This is a genomic window from Bradyrhizobium sp. R2.2-H (assembly GCF_004346455.1).
Lineage (GTDB): Bacteria > Pseudomonadota > Alphaproteobacteria > Rhizobiales > Xanthobacteraceae > Bradyrhizobium > Bradyrhizobium diversitatis.
Genome location: NZ_SMBR01000014.1, coordinates 20,691 through 42,518 on the forward strand (window position 1 = coordinate 20,691; position 21,828 = coordinate 42,518).

General features: G+C 65.3%; 18 protein-coding genes and 1 pseudogene. 9 read left to right on the forward strand and 10 right to left on the reverse strand.

Annotation, left to right across the window (positions count from 1 at the left end):
* Window positions 1–12 precede the first annotated feature (12 nt).
* Together EDE08_RS29995 and EDE08_RS30000 are read right to left on the reverse strand one after the other, a co-directional pair.
* A complete protein-coding gene (locus EDE08_RS29995) occupies window positions 13–273 on the reverse strand; it encodes a PepSY domain-containing protein (protein ID WP_131872463.1) in 261 nt (86 codons plus the stop codon).
* Window positions 274–518: 245 nt separating this feature from the next.
* Window positions 519–2,312 carry a potassium/proton antiporter gene (locus tag EDE08_RS30000; protein ID WP_131872465.1) on the reverse strand — a complete coding sequence of 598 codons (1,794 nt, stop codon included), beginning with the start codon at window positions 2,310–2,312 and terminating at the stop codon, window positions 519–521.
* Between the two features lie 432 nt (window positions 2,313–2,744).
* On the opposite strand from EDE08_RS30000, the gene EDE08_RS30010 reads away from it, so the two are divergent.
* Window positions 2,745–4,061: a mechanosensitive ion channel family protein gene (locus EDE08_RS30010; RefSeq protein WP_165936274.1), complete on the forward strand. Its 1,317-nt coding sequence runs from the start codon at window positions 2,745–2,747 to the stop codon at window positions 4,059–4,061.
* 111 nt (window positions 4,062–4,172) lie between these two features.
* On the forward strand, window positions 4,173–4,991 hold the full coding sequence (gene map / locus EDE08_RS30015; protein WP_131872471.1) for a type I methionyl aminopeptidase: 819 nt from the start codon (window positions 4,173–4,175) through the stop codon (window positions 4,989–4,991).
* 313 nt (window positions 4,992–5,304) lie between these two features.
* Here the strand turns inward: map and EDE08_RS30020 are convergent, their stop codons facing one another.
* Entirely contained in the window at window positions 5,305–5,898 is a 594-nt protein-coding gene (locus EDE08_RS30020; RefSeq protein ID WP_131872473.1) for a bifunctional transcriptional activator/DNA repair enzyme AdaA, read from the reverse strand.
* A 131-nt stretch (window positions 5,899–6,029) separates the two neighbouring features.
* On the opposite strand from EDE08_RS30020, the gene EDE08_RS30025 reads away from it, so the two are divergent.
* Complete coding sequence (locus EDE08_RS30025; RefSeq protein ID WP_131872475.1) at window positions 6,030–6,950, forward strand: DMT family transporter; 921 nt, start codon at window positions 6,030–6,032, stop codon at window positions 6,948–6,950.
* Between the two features lie 55 nt (window positions 6,951–7,005).
* Window positions 7,006–7,719: a RadC family protein gene (gene radC / locus EDE08_RS30030; protein ID WP_131872477.1), complete on the forward strand. Its 714-nt coding sequence runs from the start codon at window positions 7,006–7,008 to the stop codon at window positions 7,717–7,719.
* A 90-nt stretch (window positions 7,720–7,809) separates the two neighbouring features.
* Here the strand turns inward: radC and EDE08_RS30035 are convergent, their stop codons facing one another.
* On the reverse strand, window positions 7,810–8,184 hold the full coding sequence (locus EDE08_RS30035; protein WP_131872479.1) for a hypothetical protein: 375 nt from the start codon (window positions 8,182–8,184) through the stop codon (window positions 7,810–7,812).
* Between the two features lie 250 nt (window positions 8,185–8,434).
* Between EDE08_RS30035 and EDE08_RS30040 the strand changes: the two genes are divergently transcribed.
* On the forward strand, window positions 8,435–9,826 hold the full coding sequence (locus EDE08_RS30040; protein WP_131872481.1) for a peptidoglycan-binding protein: 1,392 nt from the start codon (window positions 8,435–8,437) through the stop codon (window positions 9,824–9,826).
* 201 nt (window positions 9,827–10,027) lie between these two features.
* Here EDE08_RS30040 and EDE08_RS30045 read toward each other — a convergent pair whose 3' ends face one another.
* From EDE08_RS30045 to EDE08_RS30065, 5 genes are all read right to left on the reverse strand, one after another.
* Window positions 10,028–10,750: an AprI/Inh family metalloprotease inhibitor gene (locus tag EDE08_RS30045; RefSeq protein ID WP_131872483.1), complete on the reverse strand. Its 723-nt coding sequence runs from the start codon at window positions 10,748–10,750 to the stop codon at window positions 10,028–10,030.
* The gene (locus EDE08_RS30050) at window positions 10,750–11,739 is read right to left on the reverse strand and encodes a 2-hydroxyacid dehydrogenase (protein WP_131872485.1); all 990 of its coding nucleotides are present in this window, start codon (window positions 11,737–11,739) and stop codon (window positions 10,750–10,752) included. Before EDE08_RS30050 ends, EDE08_RS30045 begins: the two co-directional genes overlap by 1 nt.
* Window positions 11,739–12,557 carry an ABC transporter permease gene (locus tag EDE08_RS30055; RefSeq protein ID WP_131872487.1) on the reverse strand — a complete coding sequence of 273 codons (819 nt, stop codon included), beginning with the start codon at window positions 12,555–12,557 and terminating at the stop codon, window positions 11,739–11,741. Before EDE08_RS30055 ends, EDE08_RS30050 begins: the two co-directional genes overlap by 1 nt.
* Window positions 12,554–13,384 (reverse strand): ABC transporter ATP-binding protein, encoded by an 831-nt coding sequence (locus EDE08_RS30060; RefSeq protein WP_131872489.1) that lies wholly within the window; start codon window positions 13,382–13,384, stop codon window positions 12,554–12,556. Before EDE08_RS30060 ends, EDE08_RS30055 begins: the two co-directional genes overlap by 4 nt.
* Before the next feature lie 209 nt (window positions 13,385–13,593).
* Window positions 13,594–14,616: an ABC transporter substrate-binding protein gene (locus tag EDE08_RS30065; RefSeq protein WP_131872491.1), complete on the reverse strand. Its 1,023-nt coding sequence runs from the start codon at window positions 14,614–14,616 to the stop codon at window positions 13,594–13,596.
* A 150-nt stretch (window positions 14,617–14,766) separates the two neighbouring features.
* Here EDE08_RS30065 and EDE08_RS30070 point away from each other — a divergent pair, with 150 nt between their 5' ends.
* The 4 genes and pseudogenes from EDE08_RS30070 to EDE08_RS30085 all read left to right on the forward strand — a co-directional run bounded on the left by EDE08_RS30070 (window position 14,767) and on the right by EDE08_RS30085 (window position 19,476).
* Window positions 14,767–15,576 carry a creatininase family protein gene (locus EDE08_RS30070; protein WP_245524925.1) on the forward strand — a complete coding sequence of 270 codons (810 nt, stop codon included), beginning with the start codon at window positions 14,767–14,769 and terminating at the stop codon, window positions 15,574–15,576.
* A 139-nt stretch (window positions 15,577–15,715) separates the two neighbouring features.
* Complete coding sequence (locus EDE08_RS30075; RefSeq protein ID WP_165936273.1) at window positions 15,716–15,979, forward strand: hypothetical protein; 264 nt, start codon at window positions 15,716–15,718, stop codon at window positions 15,977–15,979.
* Between the two features lie 189 nt (window positions 15,980–16,168).
* A pseudogene (locus EDE08_RS30080) lies at window positions 16,169–17,005 on the forward strand (DUF1194 domain-containing protein); the annotation flags it as partial.
* Between the two features lie 548 nt (window positions 17,006–17,553).
* Window positions 17,554–19,476 carry a carbohydrate porin gene (locus tag EDE08_RS30085; protein ID WP_245524927.1) on the forward strand — a complete coding sequence of 641 codons (1,923 nt, stop codon included), beginning with the start codon at window positions 17,554–17,556 and terminating at the stop codon, window positions 19,474–19,476.
* A gap of 183 nt (window positions 19,477–19,659) precedes the next feature.
* Here the strand turns inward: EDE08_RS30085 and EDE08_RS30090 are convergent, their stop codons facing one another.
* The gene (locus EDE08_RS30090) at window positions 19,660–21,735 is read right to left on the reverse strand and encodes a methyl-accepting chemotaxis protein (RefSeq protein ID WP_131872500.1); all 2,076 of its coding nucleotides are present in this window, start codon (window positions 21,733–21,735) and stop codon (window positions 19,660–19,662) included.
* Between the last annotated feature and the right edge of the window lie 93 nt (window positions 21,736–21,828).

Here is a 21,828-nt window from a genome sequence, read left to right on the forward strand (position 1 = left end):
GCTCCTTTTCAGCTACCAGCCGCGGTCGACATTGCGAACCTCGCCCGTTCGGGCATCGACGTCGACCTCCATCCAGCGGCCGGCGCGGTCGCGCCCTTCGATCTCCCATTCGTCGCCAAGGAAGTTCGTGTGCGAGACCGTCACAACACCGAGATCGCTCGCGACGTCGAGCGCGACCTGCATCGAGATCTGATCCCCGGTGTCATAGGCCATTGCCGGCGCCGCTGCGCCGAGGCCGATGGCGAGAATCGCGGGCAAGATGAACTTGCGCATGGAAATGCTCCTGTCAAAGACGGTGAATGTCACGCGAAAAACGAGCGGCGCCGCGGAGCGTTCCGGGTTCCACGGTCACGAGGCTGCGCGAATCTTCAGCGGTTGCGGCGATTTGGTGGCGGTTGTCCCGTCACATCATTCCGGGGCGCCCGAAGGGCGAGCCCGGAATCCATCTCGCCGCTCGTTCAGAGGATAAATGGATTCCGGGTTCGCGCCGACGCGCGCCCCGGAATGACGAGAGGAGGCTAGACCCCCGCTACCGAGGTCCACAGCTCCGCGAGCTTCTTCCGCAGCGCCTGCGCGCGCGTCAGCGGCTCGGACGCCTCGTCTTCTTCCGGCAGACGCAAGCCGACGAGATTGACGCGACCGCCGGAGATCGAGCGCGCGACAAGGACGATCTCGTCCAGGGCGAGCTCGGCGCCCTCCTTCGGCGCGCGGTCGAGATGGACGTCGAAATAGTCCGCCAAGGTCAGCTTGCCTTCGTCGTCACCGACCTTGATGCCGTAGATCTCGGCAAGCTCGGCGAGCGTGTGGTCGCCGGAGACCATGAAGTCGCCGAGCAGATGCGGATCGGGCGCCGTGCTCGGCTGCATGTCGACGAAGAAGCGGTCGAGCGACTCGGCCTTTTCCGGCGGGGCCAGCAGATAGATGTAGTCGCCGGGCGCGATCGGATCGGCTTCCGCCGGCGTCAGGATGTTCTGGTTGCGGATCACCAGCGTCGGCTTGGACCAGGACGGGATCAGGCCGCGGCGGAAATACAGGCTCTTGGGCCGCACCGGGTAGCCGACCAGCTGCTGCTCGAGCTGGCCGGGCAGATCCAGTTCGACGCGCCGCGGGCCGCGCTCGGCGCGCGGCAGCGCCACGTGCAGCTTGCGTGCGGCGGGCGCCAGCGTCCAGCCCTGCAGCAGGAGCGAGATGATGACGACGACGAAGGCGACGTCGAAATAGAGATAGGCCTTGGACAGCCCGACCAGCATCGGGATCGAGGCCAGGAAGATCGCGACCGCGCCGCGCAGGCCGGTCCAGGCGATGAAGATCTTCTCGCGCCAGTTGAAGCGGAACGGAGAAAGGCACACGAACACCGCGAGCGGCCGCGCCACCAGCATCAGCACGAGCGCGACGGCGACGGCCGGCAGCACGCTGGTGCCGAGCCGGCTCGGCGAGACCAGAAGGCCGAGCAGCACGAACATCACGATCTGCGCCAGCCAGGTCGCCGCGTCGAGGAACGTCACCACCGAATTATGCGCGCGCGTCGGCCGGTTGCCGATGATGATGCCGGCGAGATAGACCGCGAGGAAGCCGGATGCGTGCAGGATCTGCGAGCCGCCGAAGATCACGAGCGCAGCTGTGGTCACGAACGGGGCATGCAGGCCCTGCGGCAGCGCCACCTTGTTGAGGGCGATCACGACCAGGCGTCCGCCGATGACGCCGACGATGGCACCCAGGACCGCCTCCTGAATGAACTCCATCAGCACATGGCCTGGCGAGCTCGAGCCGACCGAGATGTATTCCACCAGCATGAGCGTGAGGAAGATCGCGAACGGATCGTTGGTGCCGGATTCCGCCTCCAGCGTCGCGCCGACGCGTGGGCGCAGGCGCAGGCCCTGGGTGTGCACCAGCAGGAACACCGCGGCCGCATCGGTCGAAGCCACCACGGCGCCGACCAGCAGCGATTCCGACCAGTTGAGATCGAGCGCGTATTTTGCGAACGGCGCCGTGACAAGCGCGGTCAGCAGCACGCCGACGGTCGCGAGCATCACGGACGGGGCCAGCACAGTGCGGATGCTGGCAAAGCGCGTCCGCAGGCCACCGTCGAACAGAATCAGGGCGAGCGCGACGGAGCCGACCAGATAGGTGGTGCGGACGTCGTCGAACTGGAGCTGGCCAGGACCGGAATCGCCGGCGAGCATGCCGATCACAAGGAAGACGAGCAGCAAGGGTGCGCCGAAGCGCAACGCGAGCAGGCTCGAGAGGATGCCGGCCATGACGAGGACGGCGCCGAGCAGTATGGCGATGCTGACGGAGTCGAGGGAAGCCATGCGGTGCTGGGGTTACTCCGAGTGATCGACGAATTCGGGTCGGCGGCCACCGGCCGGGCACTCCCTCGCCCCGCTTGCGGGGAGAGGGTGGGGTGAGGGGGAGTCTCCGCGAGGGTGGTGGGAGTCGGTCTCGTGGAGAGTCCCCCTCACCCGAAATTCAAGCTGCGCTCGAATTTCGGCCTCTCCCCGCAAGCAGGGAGAGGCGAAGCGCGCCGCCCTCGGCGAAATTTCCCATCTCAAAAACATGTGCTTATTCATCCTTATCGTCGGCGGACTCGCGCGCCAACCCATTTTCCATGGTTCGCGGCAATCTGCCTGCATTTTGCGGCCTTAACGCGCTTCACTTGACGGTGTATCGATGGTCCGGCCGCACCCCTTGCGGGATTCAGCGGCTCCCTCGAATCAATTCCTCCCCGCTTGCCGACGAGACCGATGGACATGGACCTCAAAGATTTCACGGAGTTCGTGCAGACGACCGCACGCAGCGTCGGGGCGGAAATCTCCTCACCCTGGTTCTACCTGCAATTCGGTCTCATCCTGGCGGCCGCCGGCATCGCCTATGCCGCGGAGACCGCGATTCGCAGCCGCATCGACATGACCTCGCTGGCGATGCGCTTGCCGCTGCCGCTCCGGCATTTCGTCCGGGTGATGGTCTCCAGCGCCTCGACGGCGGTGTTCACGCTGCTCGTGATCATCTCGCGCGTGGTGATGTACCACGCGACCTGGCCGAGCCGCAGCTATCTCCTGATGGTCGCCGCCAAGCTGGGCTTCGCCTGGCTGGTGATCCGGCTGGTGACCTCGGTGCTGCGCAACGCCTTCATCGTCAGGGTGGTGTCGATCACGGCGTGGCTGGTCGCGGCGCTCTCCATCCTCGGCCAGCTCGATGCGACGGTCGAGCTGCTGGATTCCTTCGCGATCGTGCTCGGCGGCCTCAGGCTGACCCCGCTCCTGGCGCTCAAGGCCGGCGCGCTGCTGCTGATCGCGCTCTGGCTCACCAACATCGCCAGCAATTTCGCCGAGAGCCGCATCAACGCGACCACCGACCTGACGCCGTCGGTGCAGGTGCTGCTGATGAAGATCATCCGCATCGGGCTTCTTACCGTCGCCATCGTGATTGCGCTCGGCTCCGTCGGGATCGACCTGTCGGCGCTCGCGGTGTTCTCCGGCGCCGTCGGCGTCGGCATCGGTATCGGCCTGCAGAAAATCGTGGCCAATTTCATCTCGGGCATCATCCTGCTCGCCGACAAGTCGGTGAAGCCCGGCGATCTCGTCACCATCGGCGACAATACCGGTCGCATCAGCGCGATGAAGACGCGCTATATTTCCGTCGCCGCCGGCGACGGCCGCGAATTCCTGGTGCCGAACGAGGATCTGGTGACGCAGAAGGTCGTCAACTGGACCTATACCGACAAGAACACGCTGGTGAAGATCGCCTTCGGCACCAATTACGATGCCGATCCCCGCCTGGTCTGCACGCTCGCCGCCGAGACCGCCGCCGCCCATCCGCGCGCGCAGAAGGGCAAGCCGCCGACCTGCATCCTGACCGAGTTCGCGGAAGCCGGCATGAAGTTCTCGCTGACCTTCTGGATCGCCGACCCCGACGGCATGGACAAGGTCAAGAGCGACGTGATGCTGGAGCTGTGGGAGGCGTTCAAGCGCGAGGGCATCCGAGTTCCCTATCCGGTCCGCGAAATCCGCATCCGCGGCGGCGCCCTGCCGGTGGAAACCACCGTGGAAGTCCCGAATTAGGACGCTTTCGCACCCAAGGCCGGTAGGCTCGGCTTGCATGAAGGCCGCCAATCATTAAATTGGGGCCTGAAATCAAGCCTTTCCACCGACATCGAGGAAGACCGCATCCGCATGAGCTACGTCGAAGCCACCGAGACCTCCCTGCGCAAGACCGGACAGATCAAGCTGCATGGGCCGAGCGCCTTTGCCGGTATGCGCAAGGCGGGCGCGCTGGTGGCAAAATGCCTCGACGAACTCACCGACATCGTCGGGCCGGGCGTGCCGACCTCCAGAATCGACGAATTCGTCCGCGACTTCGCGTTCAGCAATGGCGCCTATCCGGCGACGCTGATGTATCGCGGCTACCGCTACTCGACCTGCACCTCGCTCAACCATGTGGTCTGCCACGGCATGCCCGGCGACCGGCCGCTGAAGGAAGGCGACATCGTCAACATCGACGTCACCTTCATCGTCGACGGCTGGTACGGCGATTCCAGCCGGATGTATGCGATCGGCCCGATCGCGCGCAAGGCCGAGCGGCTGATCGAGGTCACCTATGAAGCGATGATGCGCGGCATCGCCGCCGTGAAGCCCGGCGCCACCACCGGCGACATCGGCCACGCCATCCAGAGCTTCGTCGAGCCGCAGGGCATGAGCGTGGTGCGCGATTTCTGCGGCCACGGCTTGGGGCGCATGTTCCACGACGAGCCGAACATCATCCATGTCGGCCGACCCGGCGAGGGTGTCCAGCTCAAGCCCGGCATGTTCTTCACCATCGAGCCGATGATCAATCTCGGCAAGCCGCATGTGAAGATCCTCTCCGACGGCTGGACCGCGGTCACCCGCGACCGCTCGCTGTCGGCGCAGTTCGAGCACTCCGTCGGCGTCACCGCTGATGGCGTCGAGATCTTCACGCTGTCGGAGCGGCACGGCGAGAAGCAGATCGGGTGATTCCGATCGCCAGAATTCCCCTGGCGCTGTTGCGATATCATTGATCAAGCGCATGCCGCGCGCCACGGTGGTGGCCGTTCCCGTCCCTCCGCTGTCGTCCCGGACAAGCGCGCTCTTAAGCGCGCGCAGATCCGGGACCCATAGCCACAGGAGCGGGTTTGGCGAAAACTCGTGGTTGTCAGCTCGCTCGAACAATTTTCTCCTGAGGATATGGGTCCCGGATCTGCGCTTACGCTTGTCCGGGACGACACCGGAGTGTGTCGCGATGCCTCTGCCCGCGCTAGCATCGATTCAACCAAGACTCATCGCGCCCCTACCGGCGGCGGAAGGATGATGGCGTCCTCTTGTAGGTCGCGACGAACGCGTCGTTGAAGCGCCGAACGCTGCCGAATCCCGCGGCGAAGGCGATCTCCGCCAAAGTCATGTCAGTCCGGTCGATCAGGCGCTTGGCTTCCTGCACGCGCCGCGTTGCCGCGATCTCGCTGGGGCTCGCCCCGGCATGGCGCATAAAGAGACGCAGGAGATGGCGCGGCCCGACGCCAAGCGCGTCCGCGAGATCCGTCATGGACGCCCGATCCAGAAAACCGTCGTGGATCAGCCGCATGCCGCGCGCAACGGTGGTGGCCGTTCCCATCCAGGCCGGAGAGCCCGGCGCGGCTTCCGGCCGGCAGCGCAGGCACGGGCGAAAGCCGGCCCGCTCGGCGGCCGCCGCGGTCGCATAGAAGGTAACGTTCTCGGAGCGGGCGGGCCGAACCGGACACACCGGCCGGCAATAGATCCGCGTCGAGCGGACGCCGGAGAAGAACAGGCCGTCGAAGGCGCGCGCCCGTGCGAGCCGCGCCCGGTCGCAGGTTGCCCAATCGAGATGCGGTGGCAGCGTTTGCCGATGCGCAGAGCCTGTCGTCATGCCGAAAATATAGTTTCAAGGCGCGCCACCGAGTAGCTGAAATCGGACTCGACCGGGCGATGAGGTCCGAATTCAGCCAGCCTGCATCGCCGCTCCCGATCATGGTGTCGACAGATCCCGGAGCAGATCGCATGAGCATACAGGCGCAACAGACGGCGTCAGGGCAAACCCGTCTCGCATTCGAGATCGGGCTCCTACTGCTGCTGTCCCTGATCTGGGGCAGCTCGTTCACGCTGATTAAGGTCGCGATCCCGACAATTCCGCCTTTCACCATGGTCGCCGTACGGGTGACGATCGCGGCTGTTCTCTTGATCATGATCGCTCTCGCACAGGGGCACGCCCTGCCGCGCCAAGGGCCGGTGTGGGCGGCTTTCGTCGTGCAAGGGCTGCTGCAAAGCGCGCTGCCCTTCACCCTGATCAGTTGGGGCGAGACGCACATCACCAGCGGTCTAGCCGGCGTGCTCAACGCGACCCCGCCGATGTTCGTGCTTGCAATCGCGATGACGACCGGACGCGGACGACAGGCGATCAGCGGCCGCAAGATCATCGGTGTTGCGCTGGGCCTCGCGGGCGTCGCCCTGACCGTGGGGGGTGACGCGTTCTCAGGGATCGGCGCCACCGCGCCGCTGGCGCAGGCCGCCGTCCTGGCTGCGAGCTTCTGCTATGCGCTCGCACCGATCTGGGGGCAGCGGTTCGCGAGCCTTCCCACGGTCGTCACGGCAGCCGGAGCGATGAGCTGCGCCGCCGCCCTGATGCTGCCCATCGCCACCGTCCTCGACCGGCCCTGGACGCTGGCACCGACGAGCCAAGCGATCGCAGCCGTGCTCGGCCTTGCCATCGTCTGCACCGCGCTCGCAATGGTGATCTATTTCCGCCTGATCCGCACGCTCGGCCCGCTCGGCACGACGAGCGGCAGTTATCTGCGCGCGGGCTTCGCCGTGGCACTCGGGACCACGCTCCTTGGCGAGAGCTTCACCTGGTCAATGCTGGCCGGCATGTTGCTCATCGTCATCGGGGTCATAGCGGTGACTGCCCCCATGCGGAAGCCATGAGGCGACTACAATTGCCGATTGAAAAATTCCTCCGACAGGGCAATGCTGGCGGCCGATGCCCGCCAAGTCCGACCACGACAAGAGCAAGCCTGAGGACGCGCCGCACTATCACGGCCATCGCGAGCGGCTGCGCGAGCGCTTCTATAGCGCAGGCGCGGATGCGCTGAGCGATTACGAGCTGCTGGAGATGGCGCTGTTTCCGGCGCTGCCGCGGCGGGACACCAAGCCGCTGGCGAAGGCGCTGATCAAGTCGTTCGGCTCGTTCGCCGAGGTCGTCCATGCCCCGGTTGCGCGGCTGCGCGAGGTCGACGGCATCGGCGAATCCGCGATCAACCAGCTCAAGCTGATCGCCGCGGCGGCGCATCGCGTCGCCAAGGGCGGGGTCAACAGCCGCAACGCGCTGTCATCCTGGAACGAGGTGATCGACTATTGCCGCTCCAGCATGGCGTTCGCCGAGAAGGAGCAATTCCGCCTGCTCTTCCTCGACAAGCGCAACCAGCTGATCGCCGACGAGGTGCAGCAGACCGGCACGGTCGACCACACCCCGGTCTATCCGCGCGAGGTGATCAAGCGCGCGCTCGAACTCTCCGCGACCGCGCTGATCCTGGTGCATAATCACCCCTCGGGTGATCCCTCGCCATCGCAAGCCGACATCCAGATGACGAAGGCGATCATCGACATCGCCAAGCCGCTGGGGATTGCCGTGCACGACCACATCATCGTCGGCAAGAACGGGCACGCCAGCCTGCGCGGAATGCGGTTGATCTAGACACGAGATTCAATGCCCATCACCGGCTGCACCGGCGACGAACAAGGTCCTCGGGACCCCTTTGCGAAACAGAGATGCCACGCCTCCCTCTCACGGCTCGACCCAGCGCTGCACCGCCTCCGCGGTGTCTGCCGGCGTGGTGTTGAAGCAGATCGCGGCGTTCGGCGCCATGCGATGGACGAGGTTGAGCACCTTCTCGAACAGCAGCAGGCGCTCCTTCGGCTCGCGCAGGCCGGCGCCGATGACGATGCAGTCGAAGCGCTCATCCTGCAGCGCCGCCGTGACGGCGGCCTCGGCTGTCGCATCGAGATCGATCAGGCAGCTCGTGACATCAAAGCCGAGATCGCGCAGGCGCAAAAGCTGCGCCTCGATATGGCCGCGCACGAGCGCCGGCGTGATCTGCGGAAACGCGCTGTAGTCCGCATTGCCGGGTTCGATGCCGATCGCGAGGACGCGCTTGGCCATGCAGGATTCCTTGCCGCACCGTCTCATCGCTAACGGTGGGGGGCCGAGCCGGTTCCCCCGAAAGGCGGTCCGCACGCGCTTCCGGTTCTACCGATGATTTCCCGCCGAAGCTGTAAGCCATTTCACATGCGCCGGGCCGGCGACCTGCCAGATTTCGCCAGATCACGGAGGAGTCACGCTGATCACGGCACCTGGTTCACTTTGGCTTGCACGGAGAGGCGATCATTCAGTCAATTTGCGGGAGCGGAAAATGATCTCATTCGAAAGATTGAAAAACGAGTATGAGCGGAATTGGGCCGGTCTCGAGATCCGGGCCGGACGCCTGGCCGAGGCGAATGCAGTCGCCCGCAAGGCCCTCAACGGCAAGGCGACGTATCAGCAGATCGAGCGGTTGACGGGCGTCCCCTGGTTCTTCACCGCGCTCTGCCACTACCGCGAGTCCAACTTCGATTTCGACACGTATCTCGGCAACGGCGAGTCGCTTCATCGCGTGACGAAGCTCGTTCCGAAGGGGCGCGGCCCCTTTGCCACGTTCGTGGACGGCGCCGTGGACGCTTTCAGAATCCAGAACTTCATTGGCGCGAACGATTGGAGCATCGCGCGGATGATGTTCCGGCTCGAGGCGTTCAACGGCTTCGGCTATCACGCCAAGGGCGTCAACTCGCCGTATCTCTATGGCGGCTCGACGCTGTACGGCCCGCCGGAGGCGAGGGCGGGAAAATTCGTTCGCGACCATGTGTTCGACTCCGATCACGTCGATTCGCAGCTCGGCACGGCGGTGATCCTGCATGCGATGATGTCGCTCGACTCCTCGATCACGCTCGACGGCAGCCCGCAATTCGCCGGCCGCGGCGAGCCCGAGGACGACGTGGCCTCGACGGTCATTCTCATGCAGCAGGCGCTCAACAGGCTCGGCGCCAATCCGCCGCTCGCCGAGGACGGCATCAGCGGACCAAAGACCAGGGCCGCCGTCTCGCAGTTTCAGGAACAGAACGGCCTGAGGGATACCGGGCTTCTCGATGCGGCCACGGTCGCCGCGATCACGCGCGCGACGCAGCCTGGAGGCCCGGTGCAGGCGGTCGACCTGTCGCAGATCCTGAAGCGGCTGGAGGACCTCGCGCAATTGCTGCGACCGTCGGCCGGCGGCACGACGCTGCCGGCGACCGTGCCGAGCAGGACATTGCCTGCCACGAATGACCCGATCAGCCTGTTCGAGCGGCTTTTCTCGCTCATCAACCGGACGGCACCCGTGCCGGGACCGGTCGCCCCGGCGAGCCCCGCCCCCGTCGATCAGCTGAAGCAGGTCGTCGACCTGCTCAGCACCCTTCTCAACACGAGCAGCGGCAAGCCCATGCTGGGCCAGGTCAACGGCGCGCTCGGCGAGACCGTCGGCAAGCTGCTCGACGGCAAGAAGACCGCGCTCGGCATCGGCGGCTCGCTGCTCACCGCGCTGCTCTCGTCGGTGACGGCGAGTCCCAGCGCCGGCGGCCTTGCCGGACTGCTCGGAACGATCGTGACCGCCGTGCCCGGCATCAGCCAGTTCGCGATGCCGATCTCGCTCGCGCTCACCGTCTGGGGCGTGCTCGGCAAGATGGAGAAGTGGTCGCAAGGCACCGCACCGCCACCGAGGGTGACGACGTAGAACACGGATGAGGCGCGAGGGACGTCGACAGTTTCCACAGCGTCATGGCCGGGCCTGTCCCGGCCATCCACGCCTGGCTGCACGGCACAAAGAACGTGGATGCCCGGGACAAGCCCGGGCATGACGACCTCTTGTAAGTCTTCATATGCGATTGCCCTGCGCTTGCGGGGGAAGGCCGGAGAGCCTGCGGCTTGCCCGCGCCTACTGACGCAGCATGATGAGGGGATCGGCGGTGTCGGGGACGCGCCGCCACTGCGCGTGGTCGTCGGCCTCGAACTGCCAGGCCTCGCCTGATTTCGACATCAGGATGATCTGGCCGCGTTCGAGGCGCCATTGCGTCGGGTTGAACTGCGCAATCGTCGCGTCGCATCTCGGCTTGAGGAAGACCTGGAAATTGTCCGAGTCCGCTTCGGTGTTGGTCAGCGTCAGCCCGCAGACCGGCTGGCCGTTGCCGCGCACCATCGACCAGTCGCCGATCATCTGGTCCATCGACTTGGCCATCGAACGCGCGGCGGCGAGATCCTGCAGGATATAGACGCCCTCGCCCTGGCGCAGGCCCTCGAAGATGCCGGCCTCGACCTCGGTGAAGTCGATCACGGCTTCGCCGGTCGCGTCCTGCAAGCGGACGATGTCGAGGCCCCTGACGTTCCAGGCGACGATGTCTTTCGTGAAAGGCAGCGCGGTCTTGCAGGCCGGCTCCAGCTCCAGCTTGAAGCCCTGCGCCGCCGCATCGCTCTTGAGCGTGACGACGCAGGTCTTGCTGCGCTCGGTGGTCGAGAGCTCCCATTGTCCGGGCATCTGCTTCTTCAGGCTCGTCGCATCCTGTGCATGCGCTAGGCCGATCGCTGCCAAAAAGGCCGCGACGGCGCCGATCGCGGCCAAGGTGGCCGCGACGGCGAATGCAACGACCCGAAGAGCTCTCATCAACGCCCCTTGACCGGCGTTTCCGCAACCGGCGTCAGCGGCGCCTTGCCGGCAAACCAGGCCTTGAGATTGTCGACCACGAGCTGGTCCATCGCGTTGCGCGTCACCACCGAGGCCGAACCGATATGCGGCAGCAGCACGACGTTCTGCATGGTCTTGAGCTCGTCCGGCACGCTGGGCTCGGCCGCGAACACGTCGAGGCCGGCGGCGAGGATGGTGCCTGATTTCAGCGCCTGGATCAGCGCAGGCTCGTCGACCACCGAACCGCGGGCGACGTTGACCAAAACGCCGCGCGGCCCGAGCGCCTTCAGCACCTCGGCATTGATCATCTTGTTCGTGGCGGCGCCGCCGGGCACGATCACCATCAGCGTGTCCACCGCCTTCGCCATCTCGAGCAGGTCAGGGTAGTGCTTGTAGGAGACGTCCTTGGACGGATTGCGCGAGTGGTAGACCACCGGCACCAGCGAGGCGTCGAGCCGGCGCGCGATGGCCTGGCCGATCCGGCCCATGCCGACGATGCCGACCTTGCGGTCACGCAGCGAGCCGACGCTGAGCGGATAGTTCTGCGTCTGCCAGAGGCCGGAGCGGACGTAACGGTCGGCCTTGATGAACTCGCGCAAGGTGGAGATCAGAAGACCCATGGCGACGTCGGCGACCTCCTCGGTCAGCACGTCGGGCGTGTTGGTGACGACGATATTGTTCTCGGCGGCGTATTTGGCGTCGACATGGTCGTAGCCGACGCCGAAGCTCGCCACCATCTCCAGCTTCGGCAGCTGCGACAGCGAATCCCTGTCCGCGCGCACGGTGTGATAGGTCACCGCGACGCCGCGGATCTTGTCGCGGACCGCCGGCGTCAGGCGCTCGAGATCGCCGCGTGTCTCCGCCTTGTGCACGACGAAATGATCGGAAAAGCCGTTCTCGAGGATCGGCCGCACCGGCCCATAGATCAGAAGGTCGATCTTTTCGGACGAAATCGAACCGGCAGCCATCAGTTTTCCTTTCCAAGCGCGCTCTCGTGCCAGCGCCGTAAAACGAGGTGGGAAACTAGCGCCAGCACCCCATAGATGACAATCCCGGCCAGCGACAACAGAAGCAGCGCCGCGAACATGCGGGGTATGTTCAGGCGATAGCCGGACTCGGCGATTCTGTAGGCGAGGCCGGAGCCGGCGCCCGCTGTTCCCGCCGCGATCTCGGCCACGACCGCGCCGATCAGCGACAGGCCGCCGGCAATGCGCAGGCCTCCGAGAATGTAGGGCAGCGCCGCGGGCAGCTTGAGAAAGCGCAGCGTCTGCTGTGGCGAGGCACCATAGAGCTGGAACAGGCCGGCGAGATTGCGATCCACCGAATTCAGCCCGAGCGTGGTGTTGGACAGCACCGGAAAGAACGCGACGATGAAGGCGCAGACCACGACCGCGGTCTGCTGCTCCAGATAGATCAGCAGCAGCGGCGCGATCGCGATGACGGGCGTCACCTGCAGGACCACGGCATAGGGGAACAGCGAATATTCGACCCATTTCGACTGGTTGAACAGCAGCGCCAGCGCGACGCCGCCGATGCTCGCCGCGAGGAACCCCTCGAGCGTGGTCAGCAGCGTGGTGGCGAGCGATTGTGACAGAACCGCCCAGTCCCTGATCAGCGTCAGGACGATGACGGACGGCGCCGGCAGCACGTAAGGCGGGATCCCTTTGAGGCGGACCACGAGTTCCCAGGCGACGAGGCCGGCCGCGAACACGATGACGGGAAGCACGAAGCGCATCGCGCGCTGCGCGCGGGACGATCCCGCGGTGATGGGAGCTTGCGCGCTCACAGCGTCGACTGTCCCGAATACGACGGCGCCAGCGCGGCCGACACTCTTCGGCAGTAATCGGAATAGGCGGCCGAGGTCCGAAACTCCTCCCCGCGCGGCTCGACCGTCTCGATGCGGATGTCAGCCTGGATGCGGCCGGGCCGGGCCGTCATCACCACGACGCGCTGCGACAGATAGACGGACTCGAACACCGAATGGGTGACGAAGATGACGGTCTTGCGAAGGCGGCGCCACAGGGCGAGCAGATCGTTGTTGAGGCGGAAGCGCGTGATCTCGTCGAGGGCTGCGAACGGCTCGTCCATCAGGAGGATCTCGGGGTCGGTGACGAGCGCACGCGCCAGCGATACCCGCATCTTCATGCCGCCGGAGAGCTCGCGCGGATAGGCATCGGCGAAATCGGCGAGCCCGACGCTCGCCAGCGCCTCGTCGGCGCGCGCGCGCGCGTCTGCCTTCGGCACGCGTGCGAGCCTCAAGGGCAGCCGCACGTTCTCGCGGACGCTGGTCCAGGGCATCAGGGTCGGTTCCTGAAACACGAAGCCGATGCCGTGACCTGGTTGAACATGGCCGGGCTGCGGCACGCCCTCGTGCCGTGCCACCCGCACAGTGCCCGATGACGGCGCACTGAGCCCCGCGATGATGCGCAGCGCCGTCGACTTGCCGCAGCCGGACGGGCCGAGCAGCGAGATGAACTCGCCCTTGCGGACAGCGAGGTCGAACGGGCCGAGTGCCATGACGCCATTGTCATAGGTCTTCGTCACGCCGCGCAGGCTGACGGCGAGATGCGTCAGGCTGGCCTCGACGGCGGATGACGATGAGCTGGCTACCATTGATCACTGGTTGTTGTGAGGCTCGGTCGCGCCGCGTCTTTCACCTCTCCCCAGCGGGGAGAGGTCGGCGCGTAGCGCCGGGTGAGGGGGCGCAGGTCCCACGAGGGAGCGTACCCCCTCACCCGCACCGCATCTGACGATGCGATGCGACCTCTCCCTTCGGGAGAGGTGAGCCCCAGCCGCACCGGCGTGCCTGATCGCAGCATGCGCTACGGCTTGTTCGGGCGCAGCTCGACGCCGACGCCCTTGTTGATGAAGCGCAGCGTATAGGACTTGCGGAAGTCGAGATCCGCCTTCACCACGCCGGCCTTCACCATCTTGTTGAAGAAGGAAGCATAGCGCTCGTCGCTCATCGCACCGATTCCATTCTTGAGCGAGTCGCCGGAATCGACGATGCCGTGTTCCTTCATCTTGGCGACGGAATAGGCGAGCAGATCGTCGGTCATCTCCGGATTGAGCTTCTTGATCAGGGCGTTGCCGGCGGAATTGTCGTGGTAGATGTAATTGTACCACCCGATCATGGAGGCATCGACGAAGCGCTGGACCAGGTCGGGCTTCTTCTCGACGATGTCGCGGCGCGTCTCGATCAGGGTCGAATAGGTGTTGAAGCCGTAATCGGCGAGCAGCAGCACGTTGGGCTTGAAGCCGGCGGCCTTCTCCACCGCGAAAGGCTCGGAGGTGACGTAGCCCTGCATGGCGCTCTTCGGGTTCGCGATGAAGGGCTGCGGATTGAAATTGTAGGGACGGACGTTCTTCTCGCTGAAACCATATTCGGACTTCAGCCACTGGAAGTAGGAGGTCATGCCCTCCTTGGAGACGAACAGCGTCAGCGGCTTGAGATCCTCGATCTTCGTGACCTTGGCGTCGGGATGCGTCAGCATCACCTGCGGATCCTTCTGGAAGATCGCGGCGATGGTCACGACAGGGACGTTGTTGGCGACGGCGTCGAACGACATCAGCGTGTTCGCGGCCATGAAGAAATCGATCTTGCCGGCGATCAGCAGCATGCGGTTGTTCTCGTTGGGGCCGCCGGGGACGATGGTCACGTCGAGCCCGTATTTCCTGTAGGTGCCGTCGGCGACCGCCTGAAAGAAGCCACCATGCTCGGCCTCGGCGACCCAGTTGGTGCCGAAGGTGACCTTGTCGAGCGTTTCGGCGCGCGCCGGTGCAAGGGAGGCGATAGCGGCCAGCAAGCCCGCAATTAACGCTCGCCGCAGATGAGAGGGGGTCATGATGGCACTCCGTGGATCGTGGCTGGCCCAATCGTGTCTGGCTCAAGTGAAGGCAACGCGATAGAAACGCATGACATGAGGGGACGCGAACCGGCCAGGCCCGCGTCCCCTCATACCCCAAATTACGTGACAAATTCGGGCAAAGAAACCTTGAAGACGCCCTCCCGCGACTGGATCGATATCGACTGGGCCGATGCGGGTCCTGCGGAGGTGTCGCGCTGGATCGCGGTGCTGCCGCTGGCGGCGACCGAGCAGCACGGTCCGCATCTGCCGCTCACGACCGACGTGCTGATCGCGGAGGCCTATCTCGCGCGCGTGCGCGAGCTGCTGCCTGAGAGCGTTCCCGCCGGATTTCTGCCGGTTGAGCCGGTCGGGATTTCCACCGAGCATATCGACTATCCGGGCACGCAGACGCTGCCGACCGAAATTGCGCTGAAGAAATGGACGGGGATCGGCGAGGACGTTGCACGCCGCGGCGTGAAGAAGCTCGTCATCGTCACCAGCCATGGCGGCAACAGCGCGGCCATGATGCTGGTCGCGCAAGACCTGCGCGCGCATCACAAGCTTTTCGTGGTGACGACGTCATGGTCGCGGCTCTCGGGCGCGGACAGACTGTTCCCGGCCGAGGAAGTACGCCACGGCATTCACGGCGGCGCGGTCGAGACCTCGATCATGCTGGCGCGCTATCCCGATCAGGTGCGCATGGATGCGATCGCGGATTTCCCTGCGAGCAGCGTCGCGATGGAGCAGCAGTATCGCTGGCTCTCGACGCAGCGGCCCGCGCCGTTCGCCTGGCAGGCGCAGGATCTCAACCCCAGCGGCGCGGTCGGCAATGCGACGCTGGCCGTGGCCGAGAAGGGCGAGCGGCTGATCGACCAGGGTGCGCGCGCCTTCTGCGAGTTGCTCAGTGAAGTCGATAACTTCGACGTGAACAGGCTCGCCAAGGGCCCCCTCGGCTAGCCGGCATCCTCCTGGATTCATTCGGGAAAGGCCTAGTCTTCGCGGCCACATCTGCGATCTTCGAACCGGATGCGAAGAGCCTCCGTCCAACTGGGCATGCGGGCCACAACGGACCGCCTCAACCCGGATGGAGTTTCACATGTCGATCAAGACCAGGATTGCCGCCGCAGCTCTCGCTGCCCTCGCCGTCACCGGCAGCATCGTGTCCACCACCTCTTCCGCCGAAGCCAAGCAACCCGGCTGGGTCTGGGGCGTCGGCGCCGGCATCGCCACCGCCGCCGTCGTCGGCTCCGCGATCGCCGCCACGAACGACCCCTATTACCACGGCTATCACCGCTGCGGCTGGGTCGCCCAGTACAACGCCTTCGGCCAGTACGTCGGCCGCGTTCGTACCTGCTACTGATCTGGGTATCTGAGGCCGATCTCCCGTGGCTCCTGCGTCCGACACGGGCGCCTCATCCACCCCGTGTCGTGCCCCCGACCCCGCCCGGCTGTCCCCCCGGGCGGGGTCATCTGTTTTTGCGCCGCCAATATGCCCTTCCGATTGCACGTTCCGCGTGTCAAGATTCGTATGGGCAGCAGGAGGGCGAGGATGAATTGGCGGGTTTCGATTGGATCGATCCTGATTGCTATACTGGCATCGACGCAGGCGTTTTCCGAGTCAGAGCGGCGGCCGCCAGCGGTGATCCAGGACGAAAATCGCCCCGCCGTGGATGTCGAACTTGTGATCGCGGTCGATATTTCCTACTCGATCGAAATGGAGGATCTGGCAGCTCAACGCGAAGGCTTCGCCAAGGCCATCGTCTCGCAGGAATTTCTTCAGGCCTTGCGGGCCGGTCCGATCGGCAAGATCGCCCTTACCTATTTCGAATGGTCAGCCACGAGGGATCAGAAGATCGTCGTCCCCTGGCGGCAGATCGACGGACCGGAAGCGGCCAAAGCTGTCGCAGATGAACTCATGACGGCACCAATCCTCCGCGGTTCGCGCACGTCGATTTCGAGAGCGATCAAGTTTGCCATGCCGCTGTTCGAGCAGAACCCATACCGTGGCTCACGCCAAATTATCGACATTTCGGGCGACGGGCCCAACAACACCGGCGACCCTGTCGCCACCGCGCGCGACGCAGCGGTGCAGCAGGGCATCGTCATCACCGGCCTGCCGCTGATGATCAATGCAACGCCGAACGGGACGACGGATATCAGCCATATCGACCACATCGACTGGTACTATGAGGATTGCGTCATCGGCGGGCCAGGCTCCTTTGTCGTGCCGATCACCGATCGCGGAAGCTTCACGGAGGCGATCCGGACCAAGCTTGCTTTGGAGGTCGCAGGCCGCACGCCGAAAGGATCAATGGCTCGCTCTGTCGACAAGGAGCCTCGGGTGTCCTGCACGATCGGCGAGAAACTCTGGCAGCAACGGTGGGGCTCGGCCAGTCCAGCGACCAAGGCCACGAACGGTCCAGGCTCGGATACGAACACTCCAGCCAAGGACAAGAGCAGTGCGGCCAGCAATGATGACGCGTTGCTCAACAAGAAGATCAAGGGCATCTGCCACGGCTGCTAAGGTGCTTCCGCTAGCCGGCAACCGACCGTCGATTTACGCGATTCCGCCGCCTCCCGCGCTCGTCCCTGCCTTGGATCGGTCCCAAGCGTCCGCTCGGCTGCCCCGGATTCCAGACGTCCCTGCCATGTAACAGTCCCGTCACAGAGCAGTGCCAACTATTCTCAACGACAGCGCGCTAGTTGCTATTGCGAATTAATTGCAATAAGGAAGAGGTCACGCGGGATCGAGATCATCTTCCGCGGGAGCAGGCGAGACCTGAGACAAAGCCGTTGCGAATCGGCAGGGATCGTGCGGCGAGTTGGACATTCGCGTTTGGGGGCGTGCGTTTGACGTTGAGGGGTTACCGACACCGGTACTTGCGGACGGCCGCGGCAATTGCCACGGGCGTACTGGCTCTGCCGTGTGCAAGCTTGGCAGCCGACCTGCCGCTGAAGGCGCGCGCGGCGAAAACCGTCTATGACTGGACCGGGTTCTATGTGGGCGGTCATTTCGGCTATGGCGACGCCGGCTTCGGACCTGGCACCAACCCGCTTCCCTTGCAGGGCGCGGGCCTGCCGCACAGCGCCACCGGCCTGACCGGCGGCTACCAGCTCGGCTACAACCGCCAGCTTGCGAACCGCGTCGTTCTCGGCGTCGAAGCGGACGCCACGTTCACCAGTCCGCTCGACGTTCCCGCGCACGAGCGCGCACCGGCTCCGTTCAACACCACCATCGACTATGTCGGCACCGTGCGCGGCCGCCTGGGCTATGCCTTCGATCGCTTCATGCCCTTCGTCACAGGCGGCTTCGCCTGGGGGCACACGCATATCAACGTCAACGACGCCGATGGCATCACCGAGCTTTCTCCGGTCGGCCACTACCAGACCGGATGGACGGCGGGACTTGGCCTCGAATTCGCCGTCAGCGGCAATTGGAGCGCGAAGGCCGAATACGACTACGTCGCACTGTCGCGCCGGACCTACGATCTCGGCGGCTTCGGCATGGCCAATGTCAACGTCGATCCGCGCATCCATCTGTTCAAGCTCGGCCTCAACTACAATTTCGGCGACACGCCCTGGATGGCGCCGGTCAACGGCAAGACGAAGCTGCCGGAGTCCGGGGACTGGAACGTCCACGCCCAGACCACCGTGCTGCCGCAAGGCTATGGCCCGATCCACTCGCCCTATGCGAGCCCGCTCAGTCTTCCCGGCGGCGGCCAGTTTCAGGCGACATGGACGACGACGGCCTTCCTGGGCGCGCGGCTTTGGGATGGCGGCGAGTTCTATTTCAATCCCGAGCTCGCGCAGGGCTTCGGCATCAACGGCACGCTCGGCCTCGCCGGCTTCTCCAACGGCGAGGCGCAGAAGGCCGGCGCGCCATTCCCGAAAATCCGCGCGCAACGCTACTATCTCAGGCAGACCTTTGGCCTCGGCGGCGAGCAGGAGGAAGTGCCCGACGCTCCGAACCAGCTTGCCGGCAAGCGTGATGTCGACCGGGTCACTCTGATCGTCGGCCGCTTCGCGGTCGGTGATTTCTTCGACGGCAATGCCTACGCCAAGGACCCGCGCGCCGACTTCATGAACTGGGCGATGTGGTCGTCGGCCGCTTACGACTTCCCCGCCGATCTGCCCGGCTACACCCGTGGCGCCGTGGTCGAGCTCAACCGCAAGGACTGGGCGGTGCGCGCCGGTCTGTTCCAGGTGCCCGATGCGCCCAACAGCGACGTGCTGGTCTTCAAGACCGGCGGCGCCGTCGTCGAGTTCGAAGAGCGCCATTCGATCTTCGACCAACCCGGCAAGCTGCGGGTCGGTACGTTCTACAACAGCGGCAATACCGCCAACTACCGCCAGGTGGTCGCGATCGCCGCTGCCAACCCTGCGCTCGACATCAACGACATCACGATCGCCAACCAGCGCGACCGTTCGAAATACGGCTTCTACGTCAACCTCGAGCAGCAGATCGTCAAGGACGTCGGGCTGTTCGCGCGCGCAAGCTGGAATGACGGCCAGAACCAGATTCTGTCCTTCACCGACATCGACCGCAGCGTATCGGGCGGCCTGTCGATCAAGGGCAGCCATTGGGGGCGGCCGGACGATACGATCGGCATCGGCGGCGCCGTCAACGGGCTTTCCGACGCGCATCGCGACTTTCTCGCCGCAGGCGGCACCGGCCTGCTGATCGGTGACGGGCGGCTCAACTACAGTCCGGAACGCATCCTCGAAGCCTACTATGCCTGGAAGCTCAATTCCTGGACCACGATGACGTTCGATTACCAGTTCATCACGAACCCGGCCTATAACGCCGACCGCGGCCCGGTCTCGATCTTCTCGGGCCGCCTGCACGCCGAGTTCTAAAGCGCGATGCGATTAGGATGAATCGTCATCGCGCTTTAGGTTGTTGTTTAAGCATGAGCTTTTCGGAAAACCGCTGCACACTTTTCTGGATCATGCTTTAGCCCAGCGCGCGAGCTGTTCGCCTACGACGAGCAGTCCGAAACGTTCAGCCTGGAGAATCCGGGCGAAGGCGTCTGATACCGCCTACGCCGCGCGGATCGCGTCGAGGAATTTTCCGACCTCGACCTTGAGACGGCTGCTCTCGCCGGACAGCGATCTGGCCGATGCGAGCACGTTGGAGGAAGCCGATCCGGTCTGGCTCGCGCCGCGCTGCACGTCGACGATGCTGGCGGAGACCTGCTGGGTGCCGCGCGCGGCCTGCTGCACGTTGCGGGAGATCTCCCGCGTCGCCGCGCCCTGCTCCTCGACCGCCGCGGCGATGGCGGAGGCAATCTCGGACATGCGGGAGATGGTGTCGCTGATCGACTTGATGGCGCCGACGGAGTCCTCGGTGGCGGCCTGGATGCCGGAGATCTGCTGGCTGATCTCGCCGGTGGCCTTGGCGGTCTGCTCGGCCAGCGCCTTGACCTCGGAGGCGACGACGGCAAAGCCGCGTCCGGCCTCGCCGGCACGCGCCGCCTCGATGGTGGCGTTGAGCGCCAGAAGGTTGGTCTGGCCCGCGATCTGGCTGATGAGCTCGACGACGTCGCCGATCCGCCCCGCGGCCCTGGCGAGCTCGCCGACGTGATCGTTGGTCCGCACCGCCTGCTGCACCGCCTCGCCAGCGATGCGCGCGGAATCCTGGACCTGGCGGCCGATCTCGTCGACCGACGAAGCCATCTCCTCGGCCGCGGCGGCGACGGTCTGGACGTTGGTGGAGGCCTGCTCGGAGGCGGCCGCGACGGTCGCGGTGACCTTTTCGGACTGGTCGGCCGTGCTCGTCAGCGTTCCCGCCGAGGCTTCCAGTTCGGAGGACGCCGACGAGACGGTGTTGACGACGTCACCGATCAGGGCCTCGAATTCGCGCGCGATCTGGTCCATGCGCTGGCTGCGCTTCAGCTTCGCGTCGGCTTCGGCCGCGGCGGCCTCGTCGGCAGCTTTCTTGGCGAGCAGCGAATCCTTGAAGTGCTGGAGCGAGCCCGCGACCTGGCCGATCTCGTCGTTGCGGCCCGTCGCCGGGATCTCGACCTCGTGCTGTCCGGCGGCGAGGGCGCCGATCACGTCGGCGATCCTGCCGAGCGGCGTCACCACGCGCCTGCGCAGCATCATGGTCACGCCAGCCAGCGTGCCGAGCAGGGCCAACACGGCGACGCCGGCGAGCGCGAGCATCGCCAGCGCGCCGTCGCGCGCGGCCGAGGCACGCTCGGCGGCTTCCGCAAGCGCGGCATCGCGCACGCCGTAGAACATCTGGATGGCCGGCACGATGACCTTCGCCAGTTCTTCGGCGGTGGCAACGTATTTGCCGTCGCTCCGGGCCGCAGGAAGCTCCTTGTCCACGGCAACCGCTGCTTGCCCAAAATAGGAGTCCATTGCCGCCTTGAACGCGGCAGCGATACGGGCGGGCTTTCCGAGCTGGTCGATCCCGGCCTCGATACGCTCGCGGTCGGCCTCCACGCGTCCCTGCATCCGGTCCATCAGCGTCAGTTCAGCAGCGGTGAGCGGGCGGCGCGCGGAGAGCGCAGGCGACAGCGTTGCCGCGCGGCTACCGGCCGACACGCGCAGATCCTGCGCCGTCCGCGCCAGGTTGAGCAGCGCCGCAAGCGAGGAATCGGCGTTGATCACCTTTGCCTCGAGCCGGTTCATGACGGGTTCGAGATTGGCGAGGACCTCGGCAACACCTGGGAGGAAGCCCTTTGTCGCGGCGCTGTCACGCGTGGCGAGGGGAACGTTCATCGCACGATCCGCCGCGGCGGTGATGTCTTTCAGCCGCCGCGCCGCACGGTCGAGATTTTCGGCAATTGCGCTGCCGTCATCCAGCACCATCACCGCCCGCCTTGCGGCCTCGAAGCCCGCCTCGGCCGTTTTCGTAGCCTTCGTGGCAGCTTCGAGCTGCGCCTGCGTCGCAGCGCCTTCCTGGAAGATCGGTCCGATGTAGGGAGCGCGAAGGCTGGCGACGTGCTGGCTGGCCATCAGGGTCGCACCAAAGGCATCGACGGTCTTGATCGCGTCGGAGCGGTTCGCGAAGATGCGCGTCTGGGGTATCAGCACTTCGGCGCCAAGGATGACCGCAAATACCGTCACCGTCAGCATCGACAGCGCAAAGAGCTTCCCGATCCGCATCCTGATTTCCCCGAATTGATTTCTGCAATGTCGAAAATCTAGCGGGCGGCCACTAAGGGGGCGTTAAGCAACGATCCGTAGTTCCGCGGAGCG